The sequence below is a fragment of the Pseudomonas sp. GW821-FHT07G06 genome (assembly GCF_058986625.1).
Window position 1 is genome coordinate 1 of record NZ_JBYSVW010000002.1, and the last position, 26,819, is coordinate 26,819.

Consider the following 26,819-nt stretch of genomic DNA (forward strand, 5'->3'; position numbering starts at 1 on the left):
TTGCGCTTTCGATCTCTCGTCAGCGGGAGGCGAATTCTACAGCGTTACTCGCTGCTGTCAACACCTCTTTTTCAACTTCCTTGGCGCTTCGATAACCTGAAACAACCTGCCGCCGAAAACTGCGTAACTCTTTGTTTATCAAGGAGTTTTCCGTTTCGACTGCGCCGGAAGTGGGGCGAATTATAGGCTTCTAAAATTCGCCGTCAACACCTATTTTCACAAATCTGTCATATAGATCCAAAAAGCCTCTAAAACAAAAAGGCCGACCCAATGGGTCGGCCTTCTACGCCCTTCTACTTACAAGCTAGGGAACGCGAACTGCGAAGCTTCATGGCTCGCACGCTGCGGCCAGCGCTGGGTGATGGCCTTGCGACGGGTGTAGAAACGCACGCCGTCCGGGCCGTAGGCGTGCAGGTCGCCGAACAGCGAACGCTTCCAGCCGCCGAAGCTGTGATAGGCGACCGGCACCGGCAACGGTACGTTGACGCCGACCATGCCGACTTCGATCTCGTCGCAGAACAACCGCGCCGCTTCGCCGTCACGGGTGAAGATGCACGTGCCGTTGCCATACTCGTGATCGTTGATCAGTTGCATGGCTTCTTCCAGGCTGTTGACCCGAACAACGCACAGCACCGGCCCGAAGATCTCTTCTTTATAGATACGCATCTCTGGCGTGACGTTGTCGAACAGGCAACCACCCAGGAAGAAGCCTTCTTCATGACCGGCCACGGTCAGGCCACGACCATCCACCACCAGCGTCGCGCCGGCGGCTACGCCGTCTTCTACATAACCGCTGACTTTGTCACGAGCCTGGCCAGTCACCAGTGGGCCCATGTCCAGACCGCAGGAAGTACCGGCACCGATTTTCAGCGCCTGGATTTGCGGAACCAGTTTGGCCACCAGAGCGTCGGCGACCTGGTCACCGACACACACGGCCACGGAGATCGCCATGCAGCGCTCACCGCAAGAACCGTAAGCCGCGCCCATCAGTGCGCTGACAGCGTTGTCCAGATCGGCATCCGGCATCAGCACGGCGTGGTTCTTCGCACCACCCAGGGCCTGAACGCGTTTGCCGCGCTTGGTGCCTTCGGAGTAGATGTATTCGGCAATCGGCGTCGAACCGACAAAGCTCAGCGCCTTGACTTCCGGCGCCTCGATCAACGCGTCCACTGCCGTCTTGTCGCCATGCACCACGCTCAGCACGCCTTTAGGCAAACCGGCTTCCAGCAGCAACTGGGCAATCAGCAGTGTCGAGCTCGGGTCACGCTCGGATGGCTTGAGGATGAAGCAGTTGCCGCAGACGATCGCCAGCGGGTACATCCACAGCGGCACCATGGCCGGGAAGTTGAACGGCGTGATACCGGCAACAACGCCCAACGGCTGGAAGTCAGACCAGGCATCGATGTTCGGGCCGACGTTGCGGCTGTACTCGCCCTTGAGGATTTCCGGAGCCGCACAAGCGAACTCGACGTTCTCGATGCCGCGCTTCAATTCGCCGGCAGCATCTTCCAGGGTCTTGCCGTGCTCTTCGCTGATCAATTGCGAGATGCGAGCCTCGTTCTGCTCCAGCAGTTGCTTGAAGCGGAACATCACCTGGGCACGCTTGGCCGGCGGCGTGTTGCGCCAGGCCGGGAATGCAGCCTTGGCCGCGTCGATGGCGCTCTGGATGGTTTCGCGGGTCGCCAGCGGCAACTTGTGAATAGCCTGGCCGGTAGACGGGTTGAACACATCAACCGCGCGACCGTTCTCGGTCACCAGTTCGCCATTGATCAAATGCGGAATAACGCTCATGGAAGCTCCTGAAAAGTTGTCCACAGGCGCCTACGAAATGACGCCTGCTATATATAGATGCTTTGTGTAGGAGCGAGCTTGCTCGCGAAGATAGTGAGGGCGCCGCGTTCATCCAGGCAGCCCGCATCATCGTTAACGTCCCTCGCGAGCGAGCTCGCCCCTACAGGTGTGTTGTCAAATCAGTCGATCTTGCCCAGCACTTCGCCGACCGCGTCGAACAGACGATCCAGGTCCTGCGGCTTGCTGTTGAAGGTTGGGCCGAACTGCAGGGTGTCGCCGCCGAAGCGTACGTAGAACCCGGCTTTCCACAGCGCCATGCCGGCTTCGAACGGACGCACGATCGCGTCGCCGTCACGTGGAGCGATCTGGATCGCACCGGCCAGGCCGAAGTTGCGGATGTCGATAATGTTCTTGGTGCCTTTGAGGCCGTGCAGCGCATTTTCGAAATGCGGTGCGACTTCAGCCACGCTCTGTACCAGGTTTTCCTTTTGCAGCAGGTCGAGTGCTGCCAGGCCCGCCGCGCAAGCCACCGGGTGTGCCGAATAGGTGTAGCCATGGGGGAATTCAACCGCGTATTCAGGCGTCGGCTGATTCATGAAGGTCTGGTAGATCTCGGAGCTGGCAATCACCGCGCCCATCGGGATCGCGCCGTTGGTGACTTGCTTGGCAATGCACATCAGGTCCGGGGTCACGCCGAAGGTGGTGGCGCCGAACATGGTGCCGGTACGGCCGAAACCGGTGATCACTTCGTCGAACACCAGCAGGATGTTGTGCTGGTCGCAGATTTCACGCAGACGCTTGAGGTAACCCTGTGGTGGAACCAGTACGCCAGCGGAACCGGCCAATGGCTCGACGAACACCGCCGCGATGTTCGACGCATCGTGCAGTTCGATCAGCTTGAGCAGTTCGTCAGCCAGGGCGATACCACCCTGCTCCGGCATGCCACGGGAGTAGGCGTTGCTTGCCAGCAGAGTGTGCGGCAGGTGGTCGACGTCCATCATCGCCTGACCGAACAGTTTGCGGTTGCCGTTCACGCCGCCGAGGCTGGTGCCGGCGATGTTCACACCGTGGTAGCCACGGGCACGACCGATCATTTTGGTCTTGGTCGACTGACCCTTCAGGCGCCAGTAGGCACGGACCATCTTCACCGCGGTGTCAGCGCACTCGGAGCCCGAGTCGGTGAAGAACACGTGGTTCAGGTTGCCCGGGGTCAGGTCGGTGATTTTCTCGGCCAGCTGGAACGACAGCGGATGACCGTACTGGAAGGCTGGCGAGTAATCGAGCGTGCCCAGTTGCTTGGCGACCGCCTCCTGGATTTCCTTGCGGGTGTGGCCGGCGCCACAGGTCCACAGGCCCGACAGCGAGTCATACACCTTGCGGCCCTTGTCGTCGATCAGCCAGCTGCCTTCGGCGCCAACGATCAGGCGCGGGTCGCGCTGGAAGTTACGGTTGGCGGTGTAAGGCATCCAGTGAGCATCGAGCTTGAGCTGGCTGGCCAGCGAAGTCGGGGCGTTTTCAGGCAAGTTCATGGGCAAAACCTCGCAAGGCAGTAAGCGGCGTAAGGATTGAAAACCGTTGTTGCAGCTAAATTGCCACGGGGATAAAGTCGGTGAAATGCAACTCTTCTAATGTTCAGTCAGCCAATCACTAAACTTTTGAGTAACCCGCATGAGCACTCGCCGTCCCGATCCGCTGGCCCAGGTCAGCGACTTTGATATTCGCCTGCTGAGGATCTTTCGCAGCGTGGTGGAATGCGGCGGCTTCTCCGCGGCGGAAACCGTGCTGGGCATCGGTCGCTCGGCGATCAGCCAGCAGATGAGCGATCTGGAGCAACGCCTCGGCCTGCGCCTGTGCCAACGGGGACGCGCCGGTTTTTCCCTGACCGAAGAAGGCCGAGAGGTCTATCAATCGGCGTTGCAACTGTTGAGTGCGCTGGAAAGCTTCCGTACCGAGGTCAACGGCCTGCACCAGCACTTGCGTGGTGAATTGATCATTGGCCTGACGGACAACCTGGTCACCCTGCCCCACATGCGCATCACCCATGCCCTCGCGCAGTTGAAAGAGCGCGGCCCGGACGTGCAGATCCAGATCCGCATGATCGCGCCCAATGAAGTCGAACAAGGCGTGCTCGACGGCCGTCTGCATGTCGGCGTGGTGCCGCAGGCCAGCGCGCTTTCCGGACTGGAGTATCAACCGCTGTATAGCGAGCGATCGCTGTTGTACTGCGCGGTCGGCCATCCGCTGTTTTATGTCGACGACAAACAACTGGACGACGAGCGCCTGAACAGTCAGGACGCCATCGCCCCCACCTTCCGCTTGCCGGCGGAGATCCAGGCCCACTACCAGGCGCTCAATTGCACCGCCAGTGCCTCGGACCGCGAAGGTATGGCCTTCCTGATCCTGACCGGGCGCTATATCGGTTATCTGCCGGATCACTATGCAAGTCTTTGGGTACAGCAGGGCCGGTTGCGAGCGTTGAAAGCCAAAACGCGCTTCTATGACCTGAGCCTGGCGTCGGTCACACGCAAGGGCCGTCGCCCGCATCTGGTGCTGGAGAGTTTTCTCGAGAGCCTGGCCGCGACGCGTTGAACAATCCCCCCCTGTAGGAGCTGCCGAAGGCTGCGATCTTTTGATCCTGGTATTTAAAATCAAGATCAAAAGATCGCAGCCTTCGGCAGCTCCTACAGGGTTGTGGTGGTTTCGGTTTTACGCTATCAACGCACTGGCTGCACCCACCTACCTGTTCGGAAGTGCCTATGACCTTTGAAGTCCCAGCCCACGGCGGAAAACCCGTCAGCCGCATTCGTCAGAAGAACGAAGAGACCATCATCAAAGCCGCCGAAGACGAGTTCGCCCGTCACGGGTACAAAGGCACGAGCATGAACACCATCGCCCAGAACGCTGGGCTGCCCAAGGCAAACCTGCATTACTACTTCACCAACAAACTCGGCTTGTACGTGGCGGTGCTGAGCAACATCATCGAGTTGTGGGACAGCACCTTCAATACCCTTACGGCCGAGGATGATCCGACCGAGGCCTTGACCCGCTACATCCGTGCGAAAATGGAGTTCTCACGCCGCCAGCCGCAAGCGTCGCGAATATTCGCCATGGAAGTCATCAGCGGCGGTGAATGCCTGACCGAGTATTTCAACCAGGACTATCGCGCCTGGTTCCAGGGCCGTGCGGGCGTGTTCCAGGCCTGGATCGACGCCGGTAAAATGGACCCGGTCGATCCGGTGCACCTGATCTTCCTGTTGTGGGGCAGCACCCAGCATTACGCCGACTTCGCCACGCAGATCTGCCGCGTCACCGGGCGCACCAAGTTGACCAAGCAAGACATGGAAAACGCCGGGGACAACCTGATCCGCATTATCCTCAAGGGCTGCGGCCTGCAACCTGCCATTTAAATAGCCATTCAGGTACGTATGCCTTTTACCCTCAGCGGTTTTTGCGAATACCGCGAAGAGATTCGCAAAAGCCGCTTCATCACCTTCGCCGCGCCGATCTCCAGCCCGGCCGAGGCCCAGGCGTTCATTGAACAGCACAGTGACTTGAATGCCTCGCACAACTGCTGGGCGTGGAAGCTCGGCGATCAATATCGCAGCACCGATGATGGCGAACCCGGTGGCACGGCAGGTCGACCGATTCTGGCGGCAATAGAGGCACAGGATTGTGATCAGGTCGCGGTGCTGGTGATTCGCTGGTACGGCGGCATCCAACTGGGCACCGGTGGTCTCGCCCGGGCCTATGGGGGAGGTGCGAACAAATGCCTGCAAGCGGCGCTAAAGGTTGAGTTGATCAGCCGGGTGCCGTTGCGTTGCGCCTGCGGGTTTGCCGAGCTCGCCCTGGTCAAGTTGCGGGTGGCGGAGGCAGGTGGACTGGTTGTGGATGAAAGCTTCACCGCCAATGGGGTCGAGTTGCAGTTGGCCGTGGGCGACGCGCAGATCGATACCTTGCAGTCACAGCTGGCCGATTTGAGTCGTGGGCGTATTCTTTTGCAGCGCTGAAAACAAGAGCAAAAGATCGCAGCCTTCGGCAGCTCCTACATGTGGGTCGTGCTCTTCTGTAGGAGCTGCCGAAGGCTGCGATCTTTTGGGGCACGCCGCTTTTCCACTTATTCCATATTTGCCCACATCTGCTGTGCACCCGGCTGTGGATAACCTGAGCACATACCGCTGTAACCCTTCTGTCATGCGGCTTTGCGGACTTTGCTCAATTTTCGTCCAATCTGCCATCAAGCGCATCAAATTCAAGTAAAAACAAACAGTTACGGCGTTTTATCACCTTTAGAAGAAAGCCACCCAGTGCTTATGCCCATGCCTTGAGCTTGCGCACAAATACTGTGGAGCAATCTGTGGATAACCCGTTCATGGCCGTCTCGGCACCCTGCACGGTATGGCTTGTGGTCGATTGGTCATTTTTTGAGCAAAACCCCACGGGCAAAATCGGGGCTTGATTTGCACCCTTGCCCCCATCTGGTGCCGGGTTCTGCGTGGCTCATTTGAAAGCTGCGGACTCAACGCCTCGGCTTACAGGACCTGGAGATTTTCCTGACCTGATGGCCAGAAAATTGCTTTATCCACAGGCACAAGTCCAACAGCACCGAGCCTGTCATGCCCAATCACGCTCCAATCCCGGATCCGGTTCCGCGCCTGCAACTGCGCAGAATCAGCAAACGCTACCCCGGTTGCCTGGCCAACGATGCCATCGACCTGACCATTGCCCCTGGCGAGATCCATGCCCTGCTTGGCGAAAACGGCGCGGGCAAAAGCACACTGATGAAGATCATCTACGGCATCACCCAGGCCGATTCGGGAGAGGTGATCTGGCAGGGTCAGCGGGTGAGCCTGCGCAACCCGGCCCAGGCCCGGAGTTTGGGAATCGGCATGGTGTTCCAGCACTTCTCGCTGTTCGAAACCTTGAGCGTGGCGCAGAACATCGCCCTGGCCATGGGCGCGGCGGCAGGCACACCCAGACAACTTGAGCCGAAGATTCGCGAGGTGTCACGACGCTATGGCATGGCGCTGGAACCGGAGCGACTTGTCCACAGCCTGTCGATCGGAGAACGGCAACGGGTGGAAATCATTCGCTGCCTGATGCAGGACATCCGCCTGTTGATTCTCGATGAACCGACCTCGGTGCTGACGCCGCAAGAGGCCGACGACTTGTTCGTCACCCTGCGTCGGCTCGCCGCCGAGGGCTGCAGCATTTTGTTCATCAGCCACAAGCTCGGGGAAGTCCGCGCGTTGTGCCAAAGCGCGACGGTACTGCGCGGCGGGCGCGTGACCGGTCATTGCGTGCCAGCCGACTGTACGGATCAACAACTGGCGCGCCTGATGGTCGGTGAGGCGGCGCAGTTGATCGCAAACTATCCGAAGGTGACCGGGGGTGATGCGTTCCTTGAGGTACGTGGATTGTCCTGGCACAACCCGGCCCCGTTCGGTTGCTCGCTCAAGGACATCAATCTTGAAGTGCGCAGCGGTGAAATCGTCGGTATCGCCGGTGTCGCGGGCAATGGCCAGGACGAGCTGCTGGCCTTGCTCAGCGGCGAACAACGCCTCAATCGCAACGAAGGCGCAACCCTGCGCTTTGGCCAGGAACCGGTTGCCCATTTACACCCCGATGCACGTCGCAGACTGGGCCTGAGCTTTGTCCCTGCCGAACGCCTGGGCCATGGCGCGGTGCCAGAGTTGAGCCTGGCAGATAACGCGCTACTGACCGCTTTCCAGCAAGGACTGGTGAATAAGGGCCTGATCCGGCGCAGCAGAGTCGAAGCGCTGGCCGAGGAAATCATCCACCGTTTCGGGGTCAAGACACCCGATAGCCAGACCCCGGCCCGCAGCCTGTCCGGCGGCAACCTGCAAAAATTCATCCTCGGCCGGGAAATACTTCAGCAACCCAGGCTGCTGGTCGCCGCGCACCCGACCTGGGGTGTGGACGTCGGCGCGGCCGCCACCATTCACCGCGCCTTGATTGCCTTGCGCGATGCCGGCGCGGCGATCCTGGTGATTTCCGAAGACCTCGACGAACTGTTCCAGATCAGCGACCGCCTCGGCGCCTTGTGCGGCGGCCGACTGTCGGCGCTCCACGCCACGGTCGATACGCGCCTGAGCGATGTCGGCGGCTGGATGGCCGGCCAGTTCGCTGCCCCTCAATCACTCGCATCCGCCACGTGCTAACGGAGTGTCACATGCTGCTTTCTCTTGAACCCCGCGGCCAGCAATCGCGGCTGATGCTGTGGTGCTCGCCGTTGCTGGCGGCTGCGCTGACCCTGGGCTGTGGATCGTTGTTGTTCATCGCGCTCGGGCATGACCCGCTGTTGACCTTGCACAGGCTGCTGATCGCTCCGGTCAGCGACCTGTATGGCGTCTCTGAATTGTTGGTCAAAGCCCTGCCGATTCTGCTGTGCGCATTGGGCCTGGCCGTCGCCTACCAGGCGCGCATCTGGAACATCGGTGCCGAAGGTCAGCTGCTGCTCGGTGCATTGGCCGGCAGTGCGCTGGCGGTCAACATCATCGATATGCAAAGCCGCTGGGCGCTGGTGGCGATTCTGCTAATCGGCACCCTGGCCGGTGCAGCCTGGGCCGGCCTGACCGCATGGTTGCGCACACGCTTCAACGCCAATGAAATCCTGACCAGCATCATGCTCAATTACATCGCGCTGAATTTGTTGCTGTTCTGCGTTCACGGTCCGTTGAAGGATCCCGCCGGGTTCAACTTCCCCGAATCAGCGATGTTCGGGGATGCCAGCCGCTTGCCGCTCTTGATGGAGGATGGTCGGGTTCATGCCGGGGTGTATTTCGCCCTGCTCGCCTTGGTGGCGGTGTGGGTGCTGTTGCAGAAAAGCTTTGTCGGCTTCCAGATCAAGGTGCTCGGGCTGGACAAGCGGGCCGCCGGATTCGTCGGTTTTCGCGAGAAGCGTTTGATCTGGCTCGCGCTGTTGATCAGCGGCGGTCTGGCCGGCCTTGCCGGTGTGTGCGAAGTCACCGGGCCGATCGGTCAGCTGGTGCCGCAGGTCTCGCCGGGCTATGGCTATGCGGCGATCACCGTGGCATTTCTCGGTCGCCTGAATCCACTCGGGATCCTGTTTTCGAGCCTGTTGATGGCGCTGCTGTACATCGGCGGCGAAAGCGCACAAATGAGCCTGAACCTGCCGCAAGCGATCACCCAATTGTTCCAGGGCATGATGCTGTTTTTCCTGCTGGCCAGTGACGTGCTGATTCTCTACCGGCCGCGCCTGAACCTGCGCTGGACCCGCCGTGCCCAAACCACCGCCGTACACGCAGGAGCGTTGTGATGGATATCGATCTGCTGAGCAATATTTTCTACGCCATGGTCCGCTGCGGTACGCCATTGCTGTTGGTGGCGCTGGGGGAACTGATCTGCGAGAAAAGCGGCGTCCTCAACCTGGGTCAGGAAGGCATGATGCTGTTTGGCGCGGTGATCGGTTTCATCGTCGCGTTCAACACTGGGCACCTGTGGCTCGGCGTAGTGCTGGCGATGTTCGCCGGGATGCTGCTGTCATCGCTGTTTGCGCTGGTGGCGCTGGTGTTCAATGCCAATCAGGTGGCCACCGGTCTGGCCCTGACGATTTTCGGCGTGGGCCTGTCGACTTTTGTCGGTGCGGCCTGGGTCGGCAAGCCGCTGGCGGGTTTCGAACCCTTGGCGATTCCCTATCTGAGCGAGATCCCGCTGATCGGGCGGATGCTGTTTGCCCAGGACCTGTTGGTCTATTTGTCGTTCGCTCTGTTTGCGCTGGTGGCCTGGGTCCTTCTGAAAAGCCGTGTCGGGCTGATCATTCAAGCCGTCGGGGAAAACCCCACTGCCGCCAGTGCCATGGGCTTGCCGGTGTTGTCAGTGCGTACGTTGGCGGTGTTGTTTGGTGGCGCGATGGCTGGCTTGGCCGGGGCCTATCTGTCCCTGGCGTACACGCCAATGTGGGCGGAGAACATGAGCGCCGGGCGCGGCTGGATTGCCCTGGCGCTGGTGGTGTTCGCCAGTTGGCGGGTGTGGCGCTTGCTGCTCGGCGCGTACCTGTTCGGGCTCGCCAGCATCCTGCACCTGGTGGCGCAGGGATTGGGGCTGGCGATTCCATCGAGCCTGCTGGCGATGCTGCCGTATGTCGCGACCATTGTAGTGCTGGTGCTGTTGTCACGGGATGCGCTGCGGACACGGTTGTATGCGCCGGTGTCGTTGGGGCAGCCGTGGCAGGCTGGGCATTAGGCTGTGCCTGGGCGGGCCTCTTCGCGAGCAGGCTCGCTCCCACATAACCGAGTCTGGCGCAAACCCTGTGGGAGCGAGCCTGCTCGCGAAGGCGTCCGAACAGGCAACACCTGAGCCACGCCCCACGCCAATTCAAACACCAGAAAAACCACCAACAATGAACTCGCACCCTGGATCAGGGCATAAGCCTGCCAGGCCGAGAACAGGAATCTGGCCACGGCGTCATACCGCCCGAAAACCTGCTGCGGATCACGAATCCGCAGCACCGACCATACGCAGACAATCGAACCCAACAGATTCGCCATCAACATGTGCACCGGTTCGAACGGTGGCAACTCACCAGGCAAACTCAACGCCTGGCTCACACCCGTCAAAACCCCATGCAACGCCGCAAAACTCCACGGCGTGACAAACGCGACTGTCACGATCAGGTCGTACCAGGCACTGCCTTGCACCAACCGGCGATATTGCGTTGTAGTCCACATCGTCATTGCTCCATCAATTCAGGGAGCAATAAGGCTAAAGCCTGGAGTATGCTCCAGGGTCAAGCCCCTTCGAGACGTCATGATGCGTATCGGTGAATTAGCCCGGGCCAGCGCCGTCAGCCGCGACACGCTGCGCTTCTACGAGCAACGCGGATTGATCGCGGCGCAACGCAGCGCCAACGGGTATCGCGACTATCCGCCAGACATGGTGCAACTGGTGCAGTACATCAAGACCGCTCAACGGCTGGGCTTTACCCTCGGCGAGATCGGCAACAGCGTCGCGGCAATCTGGCAGTCGCCCGACCCGGACAGCGCCGTCACGCAACTGCTGCAAGACAAACTCAAACTGATCGAAGCCCGCATGTCCGAACTCGGCGCACTACGCGAAGAGTTGCAACAACGGCTCGGGCAACAGTGTCCATTGAATCCACGATCCTGAACTTTCAAGGAAGCCACTCATGTCCAAGGCAAAAACCGCACTCATTATCGGCGCCTCCCGGGGGCTTGGCCTCGGGCTGGTGAAAACCCTGCTGGCCGATGGCTGGCAAGTCACCGCCACCGTGCGCGACCCGCAAAAAGCCGAGGCCTTGCAGGCCCTGGGCAAGGTGCGGATCGAAAAGCTCGACATGGACGATCAGTCAGCGGTGTCCGCCCTGAGCCAACAACTCAAGGGTGAGGTGTTTGACCTGTTGTTCGTCAATGCCGGGGTCAAGGGGCCGGATGTCCAGACACCCAACGGTGGCGCGACGATGGCCGAAGTCGGCCAGCTGTTTTTCACCAACGCCGTGGCGCCGATCAACCTGGCCCAGCGTTTTATCGAACAGATCCGCCCGGACAGCGGCGTGCTGGCGTTCATGAGTTCCGTGCTGGGCAGCGTGACCATGCCCGATGCACCGGAACTGGCGCTGTACAAGGCCAGCAAGGCGGCACTGAATTCCATGACCAATAGCTTCGTCACTCAGTTGGGCGATACAACGCTCACCGTGCTGTCGCTGCACCCGGGCTGGGTGAAGACCGACATGGGCGGTGAAGGCGCGGACATCGATGTCGAAACCAGCACCCGTGGCCTGGTTGATCAGGTGAATGCGTATGTCGCCAAGGGCGGGCATCACTTCATCAATTACCGGGGTGAGACCATTCCCTGGTAATCACCGCCAACACACTACCCTGTGGGAGCGGGCTTGCCCGCGATGACGGCGGCACAACCAACAACGATTTGACTGACACACCGCTATCGCGAGCAAGCTCGCTCCCACAGGAGTTTTCCCACAGGAGTTTTGTTGTCCTGTCGGACCGGGCTTGCCCATAACGGCGTTTTGATCGAAACTGCCCACCTCGCCTCCCCGGCGAACCTGGATCAGCAGACAGGGCAACACTGAGCTGGCAACCCTGAACCCAACTTTCAGAGGAGCCGGCCAACATGCCTGCGACCCGTACCTGGTTAAAAAATCCCCTCGCCATTTTCACCTCCAACGGTCTCGATGCCCGTGGCGGCCTGGTGCTGCAAGACGGTTTGATCGTCGAAGTACTCGGCGCAGGCCAGCAACCCTCCGCGCCGTGCAATGAAGTGTTCGATGCCCGCGAGCATGTGATCCTGCCGGGCCTGATCAACACCCACCACCACTTCTATCAAACCCTGACCCGCGCCTGGGCGCCGGTGGTCAATCAGCCGCTGTTCCCGTGGCTGAAAACCCTGTACCCGGTCTGGGCACGCCTGACCCCGGAAAAACTCGCCCTCGCCACCAAGGTCGCACTGGCCGAATTGCTGCTGTCCGGCTGCACCACCGCCGCCGACCATCACTACCTGTTCCCGGAAGGTCTGGAAAATGCCATCGACGTGCAAGTCGAGAGCGTTCGCGAACTGGGCATGCGCGCCATGCTCACCCGCGGCTCCATGAGCCTCGGTGAAAAGGACGGTGGCCTGCCGCCGCAACAGACCGTGCAGGAAGGCGAAGTGATCCTCGCCGACAGCCAGCGGCTGATCGCCGAATACCACGAGCGCGGTGACGGCGCGCAAATCCAGATCGCCCTGGCACCGTGCTCGCCGTTCTCGGTGACCCCGGAAATCATGTCGGCCAGCGCCGAACTGGCGAACAAACTCGACGTGCGCCTGCACACCCACCTGGCAGAAACCCTCGACGAAGAAGATTTCTGCCTGCAACGCTTCGGCCTGCGCACCGTGGACTATCTGGACAGCGTAGGCTGGCTCGGCCCGCGTACCTGGCTGGCCCATGGCATCCATTTCAACCCGGACGAGATCGCCCGCCTCGGCGCCGCCGGGACCGGTATCTGCCATTGCCCGAGTTCGAACATGCGCCTGGCCTCGGGCATCTGCCCGAGCATCGAATTGACTGACGCCGGCGCCCTGCTGGGCCTGGGCGTGGACGGTTCGGCCTCCAACGATGCCTCGAACATGATGCTCGAAGCGCGCCAGGCCCTGTACATCCAGCGCCTGCGCTACGGCGCCGAGAAGATCACCCCGGAACGCGTGCTCGGCTGGGCGACCAAAGGCTCGGCCAGTCTGTTGGGCCGTACCGACATCGGTGAACTGGCGGTAGGCAAGCAGGCCGACCTGGCGCTGTTCAAGCTGGATGAACTGCGCTTCTCCGGCAGCCATGATCCGGTTTCGGCCCTACTGCTGTGCGGTGCCGATCGCGCGGACCGGGTGATGGTCGGCGGCAAGTGGCGAGTGATTGACGGGCAGGTCGAGGGGCTGGATCTGAAGGGCTTGATTGCCGATCACAGCCAGGCGGCTCGACAGTTGATTGCCGGGACCTGACACAACACCGATTAACACTGTGGGAGCGGGCTTGCTCGCGAAGGCGGCGTACCAGTCAATACTGATGTGACTGACACACCGCCTTCGCGAGCAAGCCCGCTCCCACATTGGTTTTGCGGGGGGCCTTCAGAGTCCCAGCAGCGACAACATGATAAACGTCGCAAACAACACGAAATGGGTCATGCCTTCGATGGCGTTGGTTTCGCCGTCATTGAGATTGATCGCGCTGACGATCAGAGTGAGAAACACCATCACGGTCTGCACCGGGGTCATGGCCATCTGGAATGGCTGGCCGGTATAGAGCGCCATCGCCTCCATCACCGGCACCGTCAGGATCACCGTCGACAGTGACGCGCCCATCGCGATGTTGACCACCGACTGCATGCGGTTGGCCAGTGCCGCGCGCAACGCGGTCAAGATCTCCGGCGCCGCAGAGATCGCCGCCACCAGGATCGCCGTAATCACCGGCGGTGCCCCCGTCCCTTCCAGCCCCAGATCAAGGGTCCTGGACATCACTTCGGCCAGTGCGCCAATCACCACTACCCCGAACACCAAGATGCCGATACTGAGCACCAGATTGACCGGTTGCGGCTCCGCGCCAGGCTCCTTCCGGCGGCGCTTGTCCGGGTAGCTGTAGCTGAAAAAATAACTGTGCGGCCCGACCTGCATGCGCAGGAACAAGGCGTAGAGCACCACCATCGTGCCGATGGTAAAGGCCGAATAGAGCTTCCATCGCGCTTCGGGAATGAACTCCGGCACCACCATCGAGACCCCCATGGCGGTGAGAATCATCACGCTATAACTGCGCGCCGAATCGTCGTTATAGGACTGTTCGCCATGCTTGAGCCCGCCCATCAACGCCGCGAGGCCAAGGATGCCATTGATGTCGAGCATCACCGCCGAGTAGATCGTATCGCGCACCAGCGTGGCCGAGGCTTCGTTGCTCATCATGATCGCCAGGATCACCACTTCCACCAGCACGGCGGCCAGGGTCAGGATCATCGTGCCGTAGGGATCACCGACCTTCTCCGCCAGCAACTCGGCCTGATGGGCAACGCGCATGGAGGCGGCGACGATGAAGGCGATCAGCACCAACCCGCTGATCAATGCGATGCCCTGGCCGCTGTGCAGCATCCAGTGCTCCAGCGGATAGGCCACACACGCGGCGATCAACGCCAACAGCAGGAAGCCTTCTTGCTTGAGGGTGGTGAGCATGGCGAGCCTTTTTGCCGAGTGGTGCCGATGAGCTACTGACTGCGGGGTGGCGTTAACGTTTCGTTTTACCTTAGCGCACCAGAGGATGGCGTGAGGTTGGTCAGATGCACTGCGTTGGTTCTGGTGTTGAAAAAGATCGCAGCCTTCAGCAGCTCCTACAGAGCTACGCGAAGCCATGTAGGAGCTGCCGAAGGCTGCGATCTTTTGCTTTTGTTGTCCGGTTGGTCAGCCATTTGCATTGCCCCTGCCAACCACACAACAAAATGGAGCTCCAACTCATGCACAACCGTCCGTTGAATATGCTGCTTTGCGCCGTTACCGCCGCCATCGGCCTGGGCGCCAGCTTGAGTGCCAGCGCCAACGACCCGCTGAAAGTCGGCTTCGTTTACATCGGCCCGATCGGCGACCACGGCTGGACGTATCAGCATGAACAGGGACGCAAGGAGCTCGCGGAAAAATTCGGCCCGCAGATCACCACCAACTACGTGGAGAACGTCGCCGAAGGGGCCGACGCCGAGCGGGTGATCCGCAACATGGCCAAGGACAAATACGACCTGATCTTCACCACGTCCTTCGGCTACATGAACCCGACCGTGAAAGTCGCCAAACAGTTTCCCCAAGTGACCTTCGAACACGCCACCGGCTACAAGCAGGCCAGGAACCTCGGCACCTACCTGGCGCGCACCTATGAAGGTCGCTACGTCGGTGGCTTCCTCGCGGCGAAGATGACCAAGACCAAAAAAATCGGCTACGTCGCCTCGTTCCCGATCCCGGAGGTGATCCGCGATATCAACGCCATCCAGCTGGCCCTGAACAAGTACAACCCCGGTACCGAAATCAAGGTGGTGTGGGTCAACTCCTGGTTCGATCCGGGCAAGGAAGCGGATGCCGCCAACGCACTGATCGATCAGGGCGTGGATGTGGTGTTCCAGCACACCGACAGCCCGGCGCCGATCCAGGCCGCCGAACGTCGCGGCGTGTACGCCGTGGGCTACGCTTCGGACATGGCGCACTTCGGGCCGAAGGCGGTGCTGACCTCCATCGTCAACGACTGGGGGCCGCACTACATTCAGGCGGCCCAAAGCCTGATTGATCATGACTGGAAGTCCCAGGATTACTGGGGCGGCTTGAAAGAAGGCACGGTTGAGCTGCCGATCAGCGACCTGGTGCCGGCAGCGGTGAAAAGCGAAGCCGAACAGCTCATCGCCAATATCAAGAGCGGTACGCTGCAGCCGTTCACCGGGCCGATCAAGGATCAGGCCGGCGTCGAAAAAATCCCGGCGGGCGTGAGCGCGACCACGGCGGAACTGGCGTCGATGAACTACTACGTGGAAGGCATGAAGGCCGAAATACCGAAGTAACCCACATCCCCTGTAGGAGCTGCCGCAGGCTGCGATCTTTTGATCTTGCTTTTAAAAGATCGCAGCCTGCGGCAGCTCCTACATTGGAAATTCAGCGTTTTCAAGGACTGCGCATGAACCCACTTCCCATCATCGACATCGCCCCGCTCTACAGCGACGACCAGAACGCCTGGCCAGCCGTTGCCGCACACATCGACCACGCCTGCCGCGAGTGGGGTTTCTTCTACATCAAGGGCCATCCAATCAGTGCCGGCCGCATCGACGCCCTGCTCGACCACGCCAAACGCTTCTTCGCCCAACCCACCGCCGAAAAACTCAAGATCGACATCACCCAGAGCCGTCACCATCGCGGCTACGGTGCCATTGCCACCGAGCAGTTGGACCCGGGCAAACCCAGCGACCTCAAGGAAACCTTCGACATGGGCCTGCACCTGCCGGCCGAGCACCCTGACGTACTGGCGGAAAAACCCTTGCGCGGCCCCAATCGCCATCCGTCCCTGCCCGGTTGGGAAGCACTGATGGAGCAACACTACGTCGACATGCAGGCCCTCGCACAAACACTGTTGCGGGCAATGACCATTGCACTGGGGATCGAGCGCGACTTCTTCGACACTCGCTTCCATGACCCGGTCAGTGTGTTGCGGATGATCCATTACCCGCCGCGTCACACGGCCAGCTCCACCGAGCAGCAAGGCGCCGGCGCCCATACCGACTACGGCTGCATCACCCTGCTCTATCAGGACGCCGCCGGTGGCTTGCAGGTACGCAACGTCAAAGGCGAGTGGATCGACGCGCCACCCATCGACGGTACGTTCGTGGTCAACCTCGGCGACATGATGGCGCGCTGGAGCAACGACCGTTACCTGTCGACGCCGCACCGGGTGATCAGCCCGCTCGGCGTGGATCGTTATTCGATGCCGTTCTTCGCCGAGCCGCACCCGGATACCCGCATCGAATGCCTGCCCGGTTGTCAGGATGCATTGCACCCGGCGAAATACCCGGCCACCACCTGCGCCGGATTCCTGCTCTCGCGCTTCGCCGATACCTACGCCTATCGACGGGAACAGGAAGCAAGGTGATGAACCGCCTGGTCAGGTTTTACCAATTGTTGCGGCAACCCTCTGTAGAATGGCGACCATTGCACCTGATGAGAAAAGAATCATGTATGACTGGCTGAACGCCCTGCCCAAGGCAGAATTGCACCTGCACCTGGAAGGTTCGCTGGAACCCGAGCTGTTGTTCGCCCTGGCCGAGCGCAACAAGATTGCCTTGCCGTGGAGCGACGTCGAAACCTTGCGCAAGGCGTATGCCTTCAACAACCTGCAGGAGTTCCTCGACCTGTATTACCGGGGTGCCGATGTGCTGCGCACCTCCCAGGACTTCTATGACCTGACCTGGGCATACCTGCTGCGCTGCAAAGAACAGAACGTGATTCACACCGAACCGTTCTTCGACCCGCAGACCCACACCGACCGTGGCATCCCGTTCGAAGTGGTGCTCAACGGCATCGCCGCCGCGCTGAAGGATGGCGAGCAGCAACTGGGTATCACCAGCGGTTTGATCCTGAGCTTCCTGCGCCATCTGAGCGAAGACGAAGCGCAGAAAACCCTCGACCAGGCGCTGCCGTTCCGCGATGCGTTCGTCGCCGTGGGCCTGGACAGCTCCGAAATGGGCCACCCGCCGAGCAAGTTCCAGCGTGTGTTCGACCGTGCCCGTCACGAAGGCTTCCTGACCGTCGCCCACGCCGGTGAAGAAGGCCCGCCCGAGTACATCTGGGAAGCCATCGACCTGCTGAAAATCCAGCGCATCGACCATGGCGTGCGCGCCATCGAAGACGAACGCCTGATGCAGCGGATCATTGACGAGCAGATCCCGCTGACCGTGTGCCCTCTGTCGAACACCAAACTGTGCGTGTTCGATCACATGTCGCAGCACAACATTCTCGACATGCTGGAACGCGGTGTGAAAGTGACCGTGAACTCCGATGACCCGGCGTACTTCGGCGGTTATGTCACGGAGAACTTCCATGCCCTGCACACTCACCTGGGCATGACCCAGGACCAGGCCAGACGCCTGGCGCAGAACAGCCTCGATGCGCGGTTGGTAAAACCCTGAGCAACACCGCAAATCCAACTGTAGGAGCTGGCTTGCCAGCGATGGCGCCCTCCGATTCAACAATGATGCCGAATGTGGCACGGCCATCGCCGGCAAGCCGACGCCTACAGCGCCATTTCCAGCTCGGTTTCCAGGGCAAAGCGATGAATTTCGCGTTGCCCGGAGGCCGTCACCTGCAAGGCTCGGGAATCGTTGGGCAGGCTCAGCCACCCCGACTGCATGAACAGCTGCAACAAGGCGGCCCCCAGCGAGCCGCCCATGTGCGGGCGTCTTTCGCTCCAGTCAGGGCACGCGCAGGCAACCCTGCCGTTGTGATGGGCCAGCGCCTGGATGAACACTCCCCGTGCCGCCAACTCCGTCGCCCCCTTGAGCGTGACCGTGACCCGCTGATCCGAATGTTCGATCCAGCCCGCTTCCAGCAGTCGCTGATACAGGTCGGCGGACAGGGTACCCCCCAAGTGATCGTCGCACAGCCGGGCACTCAGCAGTGACGAGCGCACTGCCCGGGGTTTGACGAGTGGCGCATTGCGCTTGAACACCTCCGGAATATCCTGGGGCGCGCTGGCGAAGGTCGCGCTGGCCAGCGCTTCGATTGCTGCCCCGACCTCGGGGGCAGCCAGGCGGAAGAAGCGTTTGCGGCCACGGTTTTCAACCCTTAACAGACCTCCAGCGGACAAACGTCCCAGGTGAGCACTGGCCGAAGACGGTGACAGGCCGGCCAGTAATGCCAACTCTTCGGTTGCTCGCGCCGAACCATCCATCAAGGCCCACATCATTGCGCTGCGCTTTGGGTCAGCCAGCAATGTGGCGATCTGGCTGATGCAAGGTGCATGTTCCATGTATTCACTCCCTGTTGAATCGTTTCGTCTTCTGACCAGATACATCTTGACCAGTAATGTGTCGTCGGCCAATCCGTGGAAACTGCCATGAATCCGGCAACACCTTGCTCACTCATTGGCGCTGTCTGGCCGATGCCGCGAAGGCCAGAAGGATGACCGTGCTGCCTGGCCGACTCGAACGTGGACCCGCCATGGGGGATCGACGCTACTTACATGATGAGGACGCTAGTATATGCGGGTTGGTCGGCGGATCCTGTCCTCCGCCCGGCATAGGTGGTGATCGTTCCTGAGGGAAATTTCTCTTTTTTTGTGCGACTAATGATCGATATCCGAATAGCCCGGAAATTGACTGCTCAACAGGGCGCATCGGCTGACAAGCATTTCGCGCAACAGGTTCACCGGCTTACTCAATTGTGCGCGATGGGCGCACAACAGATTCAGCGGTGCGCGCTCGCAGAGCAGTTCCGGCATCAGCACCTTCAAGCGGCCGGCCAGTACATCGGCGGCAACATCGAGCCAGGATTTGTAGGCGATCCCGGCACCGGCCACGGCCCAAAGGCGAACGACATCGGCATCGTCACTGAAGCGATCGCCGCTGACGGTCAGGCTGACTTCGCGTTTGCCGTCGTGAAAACTCCAGTGATCGTGGACCCTGCTGCCGAGCATGTACAACAGGCAATTGTGCTGTGCCAGTTGCTCCAGATGCCGCGGTTCGCCGTGGCGAGCCAGATAGTCGGGAGCGGCGCACAACACCCGGCGGTTCTGCGGGGCGATGGGCAGCGCCACCAGGCTGGAGTCCTCCGGTTCACCGTAGCGCAGGGCAATGTCTACCGGCTGGCGGAAAAGGTCGGCGATGCGGTCCCCCAGCAGCAGGCGCACGGTCAGTTTCGGATGCTCGCGCTGAAACTGGTCAAGCCAGGGCAACAGCAGATGGCGGCCAAAGTCCGACGGCGCCGACAGTTGCAGAACCCCGCTGACCTGGTCCTGACCGCTGGCCAGTAATCGCCGGCCCTCGTCGAGATTGCTCAGGGCCGCGCGGGCGTATTCAAGAAAGCCCTCGCCTTCGGCGGTCAGGCGCAAGCTGCGGGTCGAACGGGCCAATAGACGGGCGCCGAGTTGCCGTTCGATGCGCTTGAGCGCTGCACTGGCCACTGCCGCCGACATGTCCATGCCCCGCGCGGCGGCGGACAGACTGCCCAGGTCCGCCGCCCGGACAAACAACTGCAAGTCATCGAAACGCAGCATCAAGTGCACCGATTATCAAAAAAACATTGAAAGAGACTGCTCTTTTAGCCGGTTTTATCTTCAGGAGAAATAGCCAATCATCTCCCCCATCAAATCACTTCTTTTATTAGTGTTCAGGAGTCGCCCATGAAAGCCATTGCCTACTACGCCTCGTTACCGATCAGTGATGACAAAGCCCTGCAAGACATCGAGCTGCCGGAGCCGGTTGCCGGACCTCGCGACTTGCTGGTGGAAGTCAAAGCCATCTCGGTCAACCCGGTGGATACCAAGGTGCGCCAGAACGTCCAGCCCGAAGGCGGTGCGGCCAAGGTGCTGGGCTGGGACGTGGCTGGCGTGGTCAAGGCCGTGGGCAGTGACGTGACGCTGTTCTCGGTCGGCGACAAGGTGTTTTACGCCGGCTCCATCGCCCGTGCGGGCGGCAACAGCGAATTGCATGTGGTGGATGAACGCATCGTCGGCCACATGCCCAAGACCCTTGGTTTCGCCGAAGCCGCCGCCCTGCCGCTGACCGCGATCACGGCGTGGGAACTGTTGTTCGAACGCTTGCAAGTGCGCGAAGGCAAAACCGACGAAGGCCAGAGCCTGTTGATCGTCGGCGCGGCGGGTGGCGTGGGCTCGATTCTTACGCAGCTGGCTCACCAGCTGACGGCCCTGAAAGTCATCGGCACCGCTTCGCGTGCGCAAACCCAAAGCTGGGTGAAAGAGCTGGGTGCCGACCTGGTGATCGACCATGGCCAGCCACTGAGCGAAGCACTCAAGAAGGCCGGTGTGGATCAGGTCACCCACGTCGCCAGCCTGACCCAGACCGACCAGCACCTGGACCAACTGGTCGAGGCATTGGCACCCCAAGGCAAGCTGGCGCTGATCGATGACCCCAAGTCGCTGGACGTGACCAAGCTCAAGCGCAAAAGCCTGTCACTGCACTGGGAGTTCATGTACACCCGCTCACTGTTTGAAACCGCGGACATGATCGAGCAGCACAACCTGCTCAATCGCGTCGCCTGGCTGATCGACGCCGGGACACTGAAAACCACGGTGGGCGAACACTTCGGCACGATCAATGCGGCCAATTTGCGTCGTGCCCATGCCCTGCTGGAAAGCGGCAAGGCCAAGGGCAAGATTGTGCTGGAAGGGTTTTGAAACGCTGAAAAAAAACCCTTCTGATTTCATTTTTTCTGCGGTTTTTTCGTCTGCGACCGGAACGTCCCGGTCGCAGACAACCCCTGTGGACGCCCTCGAAAAGTCGTGTTTTTTTTAGTTACAAACCGTCAGTCCGACAGTTGATCCTTGTCACAATGGTGCTCGTATTCAGGACTACAATCGAATCTCCTGCGAGGCAGTCTTTTGCGTAACGTCTTTTACGAGACATCTTTTACGAGAGGTGATCAGTTGTGAAGATCCTGATAAAAGAATTGGCAAAATCCCAGTGGCAAGTCCGTCTAGACCAGCATGCGGTGACGTTCCGCAGCGAAGCAGAAGCTCGCGCTTTCACGCGTACCCTCGAAGCCCGCATCCAGGCCCCTCACCAGATCCCCATCCTCCACCCGCAGCGTGCTGCCGGCTGATTCCGGCCTCAAACCTGGGCTTGCGCCAGCGCCCGGGCATTTTGCAAACGCCGGGTGAGCACCGCAGCGCTCACCACCAGAATTCCGCACAGGCTGATGACCATGGCCATCGGCACGGCGCTGCCATCGTGCAAAACGCCCACCAGTGCGGAGGCACCGGCAGCCACGCTGAATTGCAGGCAACCGAGCAGCGCCGACGCGCTGCCGGCCCGTGCGCCCTGCCCGCTCATCGCGCAGGCGGCGGCGTTGGGGCTGATGCAACCGAGGCTGGAAATACAGATGAACAATGGAATCAGCAGCGGCCACAGCTGGGCCGTGTGCAGAGTGCTGACAGCGAGCAGGGTCAGACCGGCCGCGAGATAAACCCACACCGCGCGCGCCAGCAAGAACGTCGGGCCACGTTTGGCCAGCAGCCGCGCGTTGACCTGCGCCACCAGAATGAAACCCGCAGCATTGGTGCCGAACAACCAGCCGAAATGCTCGGCCGGAACGCCGTAGAGCTTGATGATGATGAAGGGTGAACCGGCGATGTAGGCAAACATCCCGGCGATGGCGATGCCCCCGGTCAAGGCGTGGCCAAGAAATATCGGGTCGGCCAGCAACCGACCGTACTGGCGCAGCGCACCCGACAGCGGTTGGCGCGGTATGTGGGCCGGCAAGCTTTCCGGCAATCCCGTCGCCACCGCCAGCCCCGCCAACGCACTGAACCCGGTCAAGGCCAGGAAGATCGACTGCCAGCCTGTGGTGTTGACCAGCAACCCACCCAGCAAGGGCGCAAGGATGGGCGCGAGCCCCATCACCAGCATCAACTGTGAAAAGACTTTCGCCGAGCCCACCGCATCACATTTGTCGCTGACCACCGCCCGGGAAATCACCATGCCCGCGCAGCCACCCAACGCCTGGACGAAACGCGCACCAATCAGCCATTCCAGATTCGGCGCATAGGCGCACGCCACCGAGGCAGCGGTGAACAGGCCGACACCGGTGAGCAACGGAATGCGTCGCCCGAAACGATCCGCCACCGGGCCATAGGCCAACTGACCGATGGACAAGCCGAGGAAGTAGGCCGCCAACGTCATCTGGACGTGATTTTCGTCCGTGCCGAAGGCCAGCGCCATGGCCGGGAAGGCCGGCAGGTAGAAATCGATCGCCAGCGGACCGAAAGCGCTCAAGGCGCCGAGAATCAGAATGGTACGGAAGTTCATCAGGCATCCAGTGAGGCAGGAGTCGGCAGCCCGACAGTCTAGCCGCGCATGGACGCCTTGAACATTCCGGTAGCTCGCTAACTATCAAAATCAGGCCAGTTTGGCGCCATACCCCTCTTCGCTGATCGCCTCGATCACTTGCTGGGCAGTCAGCGCACTTTCGACACCGACTTCTTTAGCCGCCAGATCGACCCGCACACTGGCTGCCGGGTCCTTGGCCTGCACGGCCTGGGTGATGGCCTTGACGCAGTGGCCACAAGACATGCCTTCAACGTTGAACACTTGCATGGGATGACTCCTTTTCCGAGGGTTGAGTCCAGTTTCGAGCCTGCCACCATGGCAAGGTCAAGTTCTGAAGTTAGCTGCCGGGCTGGCAATCGGCGCTACGCTCGGCCAAGCTGCGTCCATCAATGACTCGAACTCAGGAGATTCAGCCATGCGCTGGTCGGTTTTCAGCCTGTTTGGCTTTCTCAGCCTTTTCGCCGCCGTGCCTTCGGTCAATGCTGCCGGTCAGGATTATGGTGTGCTGATCATTTCCCGCGAGCGCCTGGAAGTCGCGACCAGCTGCGAGATCGGTGTGTACATCCAGGACCAATTGGCGGCGCGGCTGTTTCAGGAACAGAGCACCTCGTTCAACCTGCCGCCCGGCATCGTCTCGCTGCGCCTCAAGTTACTCCCGGGGCAGATGCCGGGTTGCAATCCGGGCATGCTCGCGCCGGGGTCGCAGGATATCCAGCTCAAGGCCGGCGATGTCCTAAAGTACCGGATCGCGATGACGCAGGAAGGGATGTACCTGAAACGCGCCGGTCTCGGCTACTGACGCGCAACCCTTGTGGGAGCGAGCTTGCTCGCGATGATGGCGGCACATTCAACGTGGATGTGACTGAAAAACCGCTATCGCGAGCAAGCTCGCTCCCACAGGGGATCACAGCCAGGCTCAGGCCCCGGGCACTCCCACATCAGATTGGCACTTGACCTTGCCAGCATGGCAAGGTTGATCCTGTGGTCATCTACTACAGGGAGTGCGACCGATGTCCGAATCCACCACGTTCGACCTGCCGATTGCCGGCATGACCTGCGCCAGTTGCGCCGGGCGTGTCGAGCGCGCCTTGAGCAAAGTCATTGGCGCCAGCGCCGTCAGCGTCAACCTCGCCACGGAACAGGCTCGGGTCCAGGCACCCAGCGACAGCCTGCCGGCCCTGATGGATGCCGTGGCCAAGGCCGGCTACAGCGTGCCGCAGCAAAGCCTGGAACTGAGCATCGACGGCATGACCTGCGCATCCTGCGTCGGTCGGGTCGAGCGGGCGCTGGGCAAGGTGGCCGGCGTGAAAAGCGTCAGCGTCAACCTGGCCAACGAACGCGCCCACCTTGAACTGCTCGGCCAGGTCGATCCGCAAACCCTGATCGCGGCCGTGACCAAGGCCGGTTACACCGCCAGCGTATGGGAAGCCGAACACCCGCCGGCCGACAATCAGCCACAGCGCCTGCATCGCGAACGCCTGGCCTTGATCATGGCCATCGTCCTCGCCTTGCCGCTGGTCTTGCCGATGCTGCTGCAACTGTTCGGCGTGCACTGGATGCTGCCGGCCTGGGCGCAATTTGCCTTGGCCACGCCGGTGCAATTCATCTTCGGTGCACGGTTTTACGTCGCTGCCTGGAAAGCCGTACGCGCCGGGGCCGGCAACATGGATTTGCTCGTGGCCCTGGGCACCAGCGCCGGTTATGGCTTGAGTCTGTATGAATGGGCCACCGCCGCCGGGCGCATGCCGCACCTGTATTTCGAAGCCTCGGCGGTGGTGATCGCCCTGGTATTGCTGGGCAAGTACCTGGAAAGCCGCGCCAAGCGCCAGACCGCCAGCGCCATCCGCGCCCTCGAGGCCTTGCGCCCGGAGCGGGCGATTCAGGTGCTCGATGGCCGCGAGCAGGAAGTCGCCATCAGCGCCCTGCGCCTCAATGACCTGGTGATGGTCAAACCCGGTGAGCGCTTCCCGGTGGATGGCGAAGTGATAGAAGGCCAGAGCCACGCCGACGAAGCCCTGATCAGTGGCGAGAGCCTGCCGGTGCCCAAACAGCCCGGCGACACAGTCACTGGCGGCGCGATCAACGGTGAAGGCCGGTTGCTGGTGCGTACCCAGGCCCTCGGTGCGGAAACCGTACTGGCCCGGATCATCCGCCTGGTGGAAGACGCCCAGGCCGCAAAGGCGCCGATCCAGAAACTGGTGGATAAAGTCAGCCAGGTATTCGTACCCACCGTGCTGGTGATTGCCTTGGCGACTTTGATCGGGTGGCTGCTGTATGGCGCGCCGATGGAAACCGCGTTGATCAACGCCGTGGCGGTGCTGGTGATCGCCTGCCCTTGCGCACTGGGCCTGGCCACGCCGACGGCGATCATGGCCGGCACCGGTGTGGCGGCACGCTACGGGATTCTGATCAAGGACGCCGAAGCCCTGGAGCGTGCCCATGAAGTCAGCGCGGTGGTGTTCGACAAGACCGGCACCCTGACCTCCGGCGCCCCGCGCATTGCTCATCTGAGTGCCATCGACGGCCATGAAGCGAGCCTGCTGCAACTGGCCGGTGCCCTGCAACGCGGCAGTGAGCATCCGCTGGCCAAGGCTGTTCTGGATGCCTGCGCCGAACGCCACTTGAAGGTGGCCGACGTCAGCGACAGCCAGTCCCTGACCGGCCGCGGCATTGCCGGCACACTAGAGGGTCGTCGCCTGGCCCTGGGCAATCGTCGCCTGCTGGAGGACAGCGGCTTGAACGCCGGAGCGTTGGCCGACTCGGCGATCGCGTGGGAACAAGAAGGCCGGACCTTGTCCTGGCTGATCGAACAATCCCCCGAACCCCAGGTGCTGGGCCTGTTCGCCTTCGGTGACACCCTCAAGCCCGGCGCACTGCAAGCGGTGCAGCAACTGAGCGCACGGAACATCAGCAGCCACCTGCTGACCGGCGACAATCGCGGTAGCGCCAAGGTGGTGGCCGAGGCGTTGGGCATCCAGGACGTGCATGCCGAAGTACTGCCGGCGGACAAAGCCGCCACCGTCGCTGCACTGAAAGAAACCGGCGTGGTGGCGATGGTCGGCGACGGCATCAATGACGCCCCGGCACTGGCCGCCGCCGACATCGGCATCGCCATGGGTGGCGGCACCGACGTCGCCATGCACGCGGCCGGCATCACCCTGATGCGCGGCGATCCGCGACTGGTGCCGGCTGCATTGGAGATCAGCCGCAAGACCTACGCCAAGATTCGGCAGAACCTGTTCTGGGCCTTTGTCTATAACCTGATCGGCATTCCGCTGGCGGCGTTTGGCTTCCTCAATCCAGTGCTGGCCGGTGCAGCCATGGCGTTGTCGAGCGTCAGCGTGGTGAGCAATGCGCTACTGTTGAAAACCTGGAAACCCAAGGACCTGGAGGACAACCGATGAACATCGGCCAAGCGGCCCGCCACAGCGGCCTGAGCGCAAAGATGATCCGTTATTACGAATCCATCGGCCTGCTCAAGGCGGCCCATCGCACCGACAGCGGTTATCGGGTGTATGGCGATGACGATCTGCACACGCTGGCGTTCATCAAGCGCTCGCGGGACCTGGGGTTTTCCCTGGAGGAAGTCGGCAAATTGCTGACCCTCTGGCAAGACCGCCAGCGCGCCAGCGCCGATGTGAAGGCTTTGGCCCGTCAGCACATCGATGAGCTGAACCGGAAGATCCGTGAACTGGGGCAGTTGCGCGATACGTTGCAGGATCTGGTTGAGCACTGCCATGGCGATCATCGGCCGGATTGTCCGATTCTGAAGAATCTGGAGTCGGGGTGTTGTGCCACCCCGACCCGCGCGTGATTGCAAGGCACCGCAAAACCCTGTGGGAGCGAGCTTGCTCGCGATAGCGGTGTATCTGATACATCAATGCTGGATGTGCCGACGTCATCGCGAGCAAGCTCGCTCCCACAGGTTTGGTGTCTGTCACATTGAATCTGTAACCCACAAAAAAACCGGCCGAA

At 61.1% G+C, this 26,819-nt stretch carries 24 protein-coding genes; 16 read left to right on the forward strand and 8 right to left on the reverse strand.

The window, feature by feature from the left end; translation table 11 throughout:
* Positions 1 to 297: 297 nt before the first annotated feature.
* Both AC3WJW_RS03570 and aptA read right to left on the reverse strand, forming a co-directional pair.
* On the reverse strand, positions 298 to 1,791 hold the full coding sequence (locus tag AC3WJW_RS03570) for a CoA-acylating methylmalonate-semialdehyde dehydrogenase (RefSeq protein ID WP_046816441.1): 1,494 nt from the start codon (positions 1,789 to 1,791) through the stop codon (positions 298 to 300).
* Positions 1,792 to 1,970: 179 nt separating this feature from the next.
* The gene (gene aptA, locus AC3WJW_RS03575) at positions 1,971 to 3,320 is read right to left on the reverse strand and encodes an omega-aminotransferase AptA (protein ID WP_104451447.1); all 1,350 of its coding nucleotides are present in this window, start codon (positions 3,318 to 3,320) and stop codon (positions 1,971 to 1,973) included.
* A 139-nt stretch (positions 3,321 to 3,459) separates the two neighbouring features.
* Between aptA and AC3WJW_RS03580 the strand changes: the two genes are divergently transcribed.
* The 6 genes from AC3WJW_RS03580 to AC3WJW_RS03605 all read left to right on the forward strand — a co-directional run bounded on the left by AC3WJW_RS03580 (position 3,460) and on the right by AC3WJW_RS03605 (position 10,014).
* Positions 3,460 to 4,380, forward strand: a complete 921-nt coding sequence (locus tag AC3WJW_RS03580) for a LysR family transcriptional regulator (protein WP_007971880.1) — start codon at positions 3,460 to 3,462, stop codon at positions 4,378 to 4,380.
* Positions 4,381 to 4,547: 167 nt separating this feature from the next.
* Positions 4,548 to 5,198, forward strand: coding sequence for a TetR/AcrR family transcriptional regulator (locus AC3WJW_RS03585; RefSeq protein WP_493725147.1), 651 nt, complete (start codon positions 4,548 to 4,550; stop codon positions 5,196 to 5,198).
* Between the two features lie 18 nt (positions 5,199 to 5,216).
* Positions 5,217 to 5,798 (forward strand): IMPACT family protein, encoded by a 582-nt coding sequence (locus AC3WJW_RS03590; RefSeq protein WP_493725148.1) that lies wholly within the window; start codon positions 5,217 to 5,219, stop codon positions 5,796 to 5,798.
* Between the two features lie 606 nt (positions 5,799 to 6,404).
* The gene (locus tag AC3WJW_RS03595) at positions 6,405 to 7,970 is read left to right on the forward strand and encodes an ABC transporter ATP-binding protein (RefSeq protein WP_493725149.1); all 1,566 of its coding nucleotides are present in this window, start codon (positions 6,405 to 6,407) and stop codon (positions 7,968 to 7,970) included.
* 11 nt (positions 7,971 to 7,981) lie between these two features.
* Complete coding sequence (locus tag AC3WJW_RS03600) at positions 7,982 to 9,088, forward strand: ABC transporter permease (RefSeq protein WP_493725150.1); 1,107 nt, start codon at positions 7,982 to 7,984, stop codon at positions 9,086 to 9,088.
* Positions 9,088 to 10,014, forward strand: coding sequence for an ABC transporter permease (locus AC3WJW_RS03605; RefSeq protein WP_493725151.1), 927 nt, complete (start codon positions 9,088 to 9,090; stop codon positions 10,012 to 10,014). The genes AC3WJW_RS03600 and AC3WJW_RS03605 overlap by 1 nt, the downstream gene beginning before the upstream one ends.
* Here AC3WJW_RS03605 and AC3WJW_RS03610 read toward each other — a convergent pair.
* Positions 10,011 to 10,499, reverse strand: coding sequence for a hypothetical protein (locus AC3WJW_RS03610; RefSeq protein ID WP_493725152.1), 489 nt, complete (start codon positions 10,497 to 10,499; stop codon positions 10,011 to 10,013). The genes AC3WJW_RS03605 and AC3WJW_RS03610 overlap by 4 nt on opposite strands.
* A gap of 82 nt (positions 10,500 to 10,581) precedes the next feature.
* On the opposite strand from AC3WJW_RS03610, the gene AC3WJW_RS03615 reads away from it, so the two are divergent.
* The 3 genes from AC3WJW_RS03615 (at position 10,582) to AC3WJW_RS03625 (ending at position 13,278) form a co-directional block, all read left to right on the forward strand.
* Positions 10,582 to 10,938, forward strand: a complete 357-nt coding sequence (locus AC3WJW_RS03615) for a MerR family transcriptional regulator (RefSeq protein ID WP_493725514.1) — start codon at positions 10,582 to 10,584, stop codon at positions 10,936 to 10,938.
* A gap of 19 nt (positions 10,939 to 10,957) precedes the next feature.
* Entirely contained in the window at positions 10,958 to 11,647 is a 690-nt protein-coding gene (locus AC3WJW_RS03620) for an SDR family oxidoreductase (RefSeq protein WP_493725153.1), read from the forward strand.
* Positions 11,648 to 11,919: 272 nt separating this feature from the next.
* Positions 11,920 to 13,278 (forward strand): 8-oxoguanine deaminase, encoded by a 1,359-nt coding sequence (locus tag AC3WJW_RS03625; RefSeq protein WP_104451454.1) that lies wholly within the window; start codon positions 11,920 to 11,922, stop codon positions 13,276 to 13,278.
* 126 nt (positions 13,279 to 13,404) lie between these two features.
* Here the strand turns inward: AC3WJW_RS03625 and AC3WJW_RS03630 are convergent, their stop codons facing one another.
* Entirely contained in the window at positions 13,405 to 14,493 is a 1,089-nt protein-coding gene (locus AC3WJW_RS03630) for a calcium:cation antiporter (RefSeq protein WP_493725154.1), read from the reverse strand.
* 278 nt (positions 14,494 to 14,771) lie between these two features.
* Between AC3WJW_RS03630 and AC3WJW_RS03635 the strand changes: the two genes are divergently transcribed.
* The 3 genes from AC3WJW_RS03635 (at position 14,772) to AC3WJW_RS03645 (ending at position 17,969) form a co-directional block, all read left to right on the forward strand.
* On the forward strand, positions 14,772 to 15,854 hold the full coding sequence (locus tag AC3WJW_RS03635) for a BMP family ABC transporter substrate-binding protein (protein ID WP_493725155.1): 1,083 nt from the start codon (positions 14,772 to 14,774) through the stop codon (positions 15,852 to 15,854).
* 113 nt (positions 15,855 to 15,967) lie between these two features.
* Positions 15,968 to 16,933, forward strand: coding sequence for a 2-oxoglutarate and iron-dependent oxygenase domain-containing protein (locus tag AC3WJW_RS03640; RefSeq protein ID WP_493725156.1), 966 nt, complete (start codon positions 15,968 to 15,970; stop codon positions 16,931 to 16,933).
* Positions 16,934 to 17,015: 82 nt separating this feature from the next.
* On the forward strand, positions 17,016 to 17,969 hold the full coding sequence (locus AC3WJW_RS03645) for an adenosine deaminase (RefSeq protein ID WP_015093335.1): 954 nt from the start codon (positions 17,016 to 17,018) through the stop codon (positions 17,967 to 17,969).
* A 104-nt stretch (positions 17,970 to 18,073) separates the two neighbouring features.
* Here AC3WJW_RS03645 and AC3WJW_RS03650 read toward each other — a convergent pair whose 3' ends face one another.
* Positions 18,074 to 18,808, reverse strand: coding sequence for an ArsR/SmtB family transcription factor (locus tag AC3WJW_RS03650; RefSeq protein ID WP_007971857.1), 735 nt, complete (start codon positions 18,806 to 18,808; stop codon positions 18,074 to 18,076).
* A gap of 315 nt (positions 18,809 to 19,123) precedes the next feature.
* Complete coding sequence (gene vimR / locus AC3WJW_RS03655) at positions 19,124 to 20,053, reverse strand: transcription regulator VimR (RefSeq protein ID WP_493725157.1); 930 nt, start codon at positions 20,051 to 20,053, stop codon at positions 19,124 to 19,126.
* A gap of 126 nt (positions 20,054 to 20,179) precedes the next feature.
* Here vimR and AC3WJW_RS03660 point away from each other — a divergent pair, with 126 nt between their 5' ends.
* A complete protein-coding gene (locus AC3WJW_RS03660; RefSeq protein ID WP_493725158.1) occupies positions 20,180 to 21,193 on the forward strand; it encodes a zinc-binding alcohol dehydrogenase family protein in 1,014 nt (337 codons plus the stop codon).
* A gap of 433 nt (positions 21,194 to 21,626) precedes the next feature.
* Here the strand turns inward: AC3WJW_RS03660 and AC3WJW_RS03665 are convergent, their stop codons facing one another.
* Together AC3WJW_RS03665 and AC3WJW_RS03670 are read right to left on the reverse strand one after the other, a co-directional pair.
* Positions 21,627 to 22,823 carry a multidrug effflux MFS transporter gene (locus tag AC3WJW_RS03665; protein ID WP_493725159.1) on the reverse strand — a complete coding sequence of 399 codons (1,197 nt, stop codon included), beginning with the start codon at positions 22,821 to 22,823 and terminating at the stop codon, positions 21,627 to 21,629.
* A gap of 90 nt (positions 22,824 to 22,913) precedes the next feature.
* Positions 22,914 to 23,111, reverse strand: a complete 198-nt coding sequence (locus AC3WJW_RS03670; RefSeq protein WP_095964792.1) for a heavy-metal-associated domain-containing protein — start codon at positions 23,109 to 23,111, stop codon at positions 22,914 to 22,916.
* 148 nt (positions 23,112 to 23,259) lie between these two features.
* Between AC3WJW_RS03670 and AC3WJW_RS03675 the strand changes: the two genes are divergently transcribed.
* The 3 genes from AC3WJW_RS03675 to cueR all read left to right on the forward strand — a co-directional run bounded on the left by AC3WJW_RS03675 (position 23,260) and on the right by cueR (position 26,658).
* Entirely contained in the window at positions 23,260 to 23,643 is a 384-nt protein-coding gene (locus AC3WJW_RS03675) for a hypothetical protein (RefSeq protein ID WP_102702253.1), read from the forward strand.
* A 211-nt stretch (positions 23,644 to 23,854) separates the two neighbouring features.
* Positions 23,855 to 26,248 (forward strand): heavy metal translocating P-type ATPase, encoded by a 2,394-nt coding sequence (locus AC3WJW_RS03680; RefSeq protein ID WP_493725160.1) that lies wholly within the window; start codon positions 23,855 to 23,857, stop codon positions 26,246 to 26,248.
* Positions 26,245 to 26,658: a Cu(I)-responsive transcriptional regulator gene (gene cueR, locus AC3WJW_RS03685; RefSeq protein ID WP_102702251.1), complete on the forward strand. Its 414-nt coding sequence runs from the start codon at positions 26,245 to 26,247 to the stop codon at positions 26,656 to 26,658. The genes AC3WJW_RS03680 and cueR overlap by 4 nt, the downstream gene beginning before the upstream one ends.
* The last annotated feature ends 161 nt before the right edge of the window (positions 26,659 to 26,819 follow it).